This is a genomic window from Streptomyces sp. MB09-01 (assembly GCF_033794505.1).
Classification (GTDB): domain Bacteria; phylum Actinomycetota; class Actinomycetes; order Streptomycetales; family Streptomycetaceae; genus Streptomyces.
On sequence record NZ_JARAYQ010000455.1, the window covers coordinates 1 to 3,688 of the forward strand.

Below are 3,688 nucleotides of genomic sequence, written 5' to 3' on the forward strand. Positions count from 1 at the left end.
GGCGGGCGGGGGTCAGCCGGTCTGGCCGTGCAGGTACAGCGCCCAGGACAGGAAGCCCACCGAAGCCGTGCACAGCAGGGTGCGCCACACATTCGCCCGGGACCAGGGACCCTCGAAGGCACGGCGGACCGCTGCCGGGTCGGGCATCCGGTCGACGGGACCGGCCTTCTCCAGCATGTTGTTCAACGGGATGTTCACCTTGTTGGTGACCCCCATCGAGACGATGTAGCAGACCAGCGCCGCGATCAGCGGCGGCAGCACCTCGCGGCCGTCCGAGGGCACGTGGAGGGCCAGAGCCAGCGCGGTGAACAGGAACGCCCCGATGTAACCGAGGACGAACCAGCCGTTCAGGATGGCCACGTTGATGCGCTGCATGACCTCGATGACCGTACGGTCGTCGGTGCGCTTCAGACCCGGCATCACGGAGACGGAGAAACCGTAGAAGAGGCCACTGACCAGTCCCGTGGTGAGCGTGGCGGCGATGAGCGAGGCCAAGCGTGCGGTCTCCATCGTGCGTCCCCCTGTTCGTCCGTCCGCCAAGTCTCTCGGTCATCGATTCTTCGGGAACGGGTCATCGAATCGTCAAGTCATGGGGATCATACGGGCGCGACCGCCTGCAGCGGCGGGCGATTCGAGCCACCCTCGAGTACTTCTCGAGCAGCCCACCCCCCTGTCAGGCGGCGGTCGGGCTCCAGCCGGCAGCCAGACCGACCGGCACAGAACCACGGCCACGCTGGAGTGGCCCGGCCGACGGCCATCCCGCCACGGTCGCCACCGACCCCCAGGACGATGGCCACCGGCACGACGCAGAGCTCGGGCACCCCCTCGAGACGGCCCAACCAGACCGGCCGGACAGTGACATGCCCCCCCTGCGAAACGGGCGCTGCGGACGATGACGTGAACCTCGCCGATGCCGGTATCGGCGCGGGCCTCCCACCCGGCGATCACCCTGCATCCGCGGAAGATGACGCCCACCGCCTCGACCGTGCAGACCCCGTCGACGACGAACAGGGCACCCAGGGCCTTCGGACCGGTACCGCTCCCGACACGGACCCAGGCGGCGACGATCCACGGCCCACGCGGGCCCGCGCCGACGGCAGCATGCACGGCGCGGGCGCAGACGGCCGTGGCAACCTGGGGGCGGCGGTCAGCACCGTCATCGTACGGATCGGGCGGGAACGCCATGGCGGTTACTCCTCCAGGCGGGCGTGTGGCGCACAGTCTCGAACCGGGACCGCCCACTCTCCAAAAGCCGAACACGGCCGGCCACCACCCGACACTGGCCGCACCCGTCCACGAAACCCGGCCGGCGATGCCTGTCCACACAACCCGCACCCACAGCGCACACCTCCCGTCCGGCACTGCCCCACCCCCTCCAGCCGGACAGGAGGGCTCCCCGACTCCCCCAACTCCCCTACTCCCCCTGTGTCTCCGTGAACGGTCCCAGGACCACGGCGCCAAACAGCACGTACCGGTTCCCGGCGGCGGCGATGGCATGCCGGTAGGCCGACGCCCCCGCAATCGAATCGCCGGCCTCGTCCCGGCTGAACCGGGCCGTGCACAGCACAAAGCTGTGGTGGCAGACCGTCGTTCCACGGTGCTGCACCACAGGTGGCGCCCGAGCCGACCTTGTTCTCGTTGCGCAGGCATCCTCGGCCAGAGCGGCGATCACGTCGTCGACCGTCGCCTACTCGGAACCGGTCGCCACGTTGCCCGGCATCAGTATCGACGGCGCGCGGCCCCGCTCACCGCCGACGACACCGCAGCCGCTCAGCACCAGCACCAGCACCAGCACCAGCACCAGCACCAGCGGGACGACCAGGACCCGCCGTGGGCCCGGCGTTCGCCGTGCGGATCCCGGACGCCGTGGCGCGTACGGGGTACTCAGCGAAACCGAGGCCGGGATGGGCCGGGGGCAGGCCAGGCAGAGGGAGTCGGCGGAGGCCGGGCGCAGGGGGCCGCCTCCCGCCTCCCCCTTCGCCTGTGTCCATTCCACTTCGAGATCGGAGGTCCTGTCCCCGGCCTTACCCACCCCGATCCTCGCTGCTGCAACCTCTCCTGACAGGACATCACCGGCGCATCCCGCCCCCTGCCGGGCGCCGCACGCCATCCGGAGCCCGTTCGGGGGCCATCCGGAACGTCCCCGGCATGGCGCGCGGGCCGGGCGGCGGCGCGCGGTGGATGCCGGGGGCGATCCCTCCCACCCTGCAGGAGGGTCCCGTGTGCGAGCCGGCCTTCAAGGAACGCGAGGGCCCCGGGCGGGCCGGAGCGGGCGATCACGGCGACAGCCAGGCAGGCAGGGGGCTTCGGGCGTCGGGCGCGCCGCTGTACTGGCGTTCGCACTCGCGCAGGGTTCCTGGCAGTGGTTCGCCACGTACATCGAGGTGACCCTGTTCGCGGTGGTCTTCGCCTTCCGGGGGCAGCGGGCATGGAGGCCCGGCGTCCGGTCGGCGTACATGCGCACTCTGCTCGCCTCATGCTGTGACCGGGAAGGTTCGCCGGGTTGCTCGTTGTGCTGGTTGGAAATTGAGTTCACCAACCAGCACGGGGATGCGGGATGGGGCAACCAGTTCGGGTTCGCAGGCTGACCGAGCAGGAGGGCCAGAAACTCCAGCACATCGTCCGGCGGGGCAGTACCAGCTCGGTGCGGTTTCGGCGCGCGATGATGCTCCTCGCCTCAGCTGGCAGCAGCAGCAGCGTCCCGGTCAACGCAAGGCACCGGTGGGTGTCGTGTCACCGGAAGTTCGGGCGGGTGCCGGGGGGTAGGGTGCGGCCCGTGTCCGGGGATCAGCGTGACCTCGTCGGTTACGGCGCCGAGCCGCCGCATGCCGCGTGGCCCGGCGGTGCCCGCGTCGCGGTCAGTCTTGTCCTCAACTACGAGGAAGGCGGCGAGCAGAGCATCCTTGAAGGCGACCGCGCCTCGGAGGGTTTCCTTCACGAGATCGTCGGTGCGCCGCCCGTGGTGGGCGGGCGTGACCTGAACGCCGAGTCGATGTTCGCCTACGGTGCGCGCGCCGGTTTCTGGCGCATCCACCGCACGCTCACCGCACACGGTGCACCGCTCACCGTCTACGCGGTGGGCCGGGCTTTGGAGCGCAACCCGCACGCGGCGCGCGCGATGGGCGCGGCCGGCTGGGAGGTGGCGGGCCACGGCTGGCGGTGGATCGACTACCGGCACGTGCCCGAAGACGTCGAACGCGCCGACATCGCCCGTTCGATCGCCACGATCGAGCGCCTCGTGGGACGCCGGCCCGTCGGCTGGTACACCGGCCGCACCAGCCCCGCCACCCGGCGCCTGGTCGTAGAGGAAGGCGGCTTCCTCTACGACAGCGACGACTACTGCGACGACCTGCCGTTCTACGTGGACACAGCCGGCCGCCCGCACCTCGTGGTGCCGTACAGCCTGGATACCAACGACTTCAAATTCCTGATCGTCCACGGCTTCACCACCGCGGACGACATGCTCGCCTATCTCATCGACACGTTCGAGGTACTCCACGCCGAGGGCGCGCAGCGGCCACGGATGATGAGCGTCGGCATGCACGGCCGGATCATCGGCCGGCCCGGCCGTATCCGCGCCCTCGACGGCTTCTTGACCCACCTCACGCAACGCGGCGGGGCATGGGTCGCCACCCGCGAACAGATCGCACGCCACTGGCTCACCACCCACCCACCCCCACACCCACAC

The 3,688-nt window shown here is 70.5% G+C and carries 3 protein-coding genes and 1 pseudogene; 2 read left to right on the forward strand and 2 right to left on the reverse strand.

Features of this window, described 5'->3' with window-relative positions; genetic code table 11:
- Window positions 1–12: 12 nt before the first annotated feature.
- The gene (locus tag PV721_RS42160) at window positions 13–510 is read right to left on the reverse strand and encodes a DUF1772 domain-containing protein (RefSeq protein WP_319734014.1); all 498 of its coding nucleotides are present in this window, start codon (window positions 508–510) and stop codon (window positions 13–15) included.
- A gap of 1,177 nt (window positions 511–1,687) precedes the next feature.
- A complete protein-coding gene (locus PV721_RS42165; RefSeq protein WP_319734015.1) occupies window positions 1,688–1,996 on the reverse strand; it encodes a hypothetical protein in 309 nt (102 codons plus the stop codon).
- Window positions 1,997–2,557: 561 nt separating this feature from the next.
- Here PV721_RS42165 and PV721_RS42170 point away from each other — a divergent pair.
- Window positions 2,558–2,716, forward strand: a pseudogene (locus tag PV721_RS42170) (IS630 family transposase); the annotation flags it as partial.
- Window positions 2,717–2,776: 60 nt separating this feature from the next.
- On the forward strand, window positions 2,777–3,688 hold a 912-nt coding region (gene puuE / locus PV721_RS42175), incomplete at its 3' end, for an allantoinase PuuE (RefSeq protein ID WP_319734017.1).

Bases quoted from the DNA above. Each gene is read 5' to 3' on its own strand.
- PV721_RS42160 (WP_319734014.1), bottom strand. From the start codon at position 510: ATGGAGACCGCACGCTTGGCCTCGCTCATCGCCGCCACGCTCACCACG.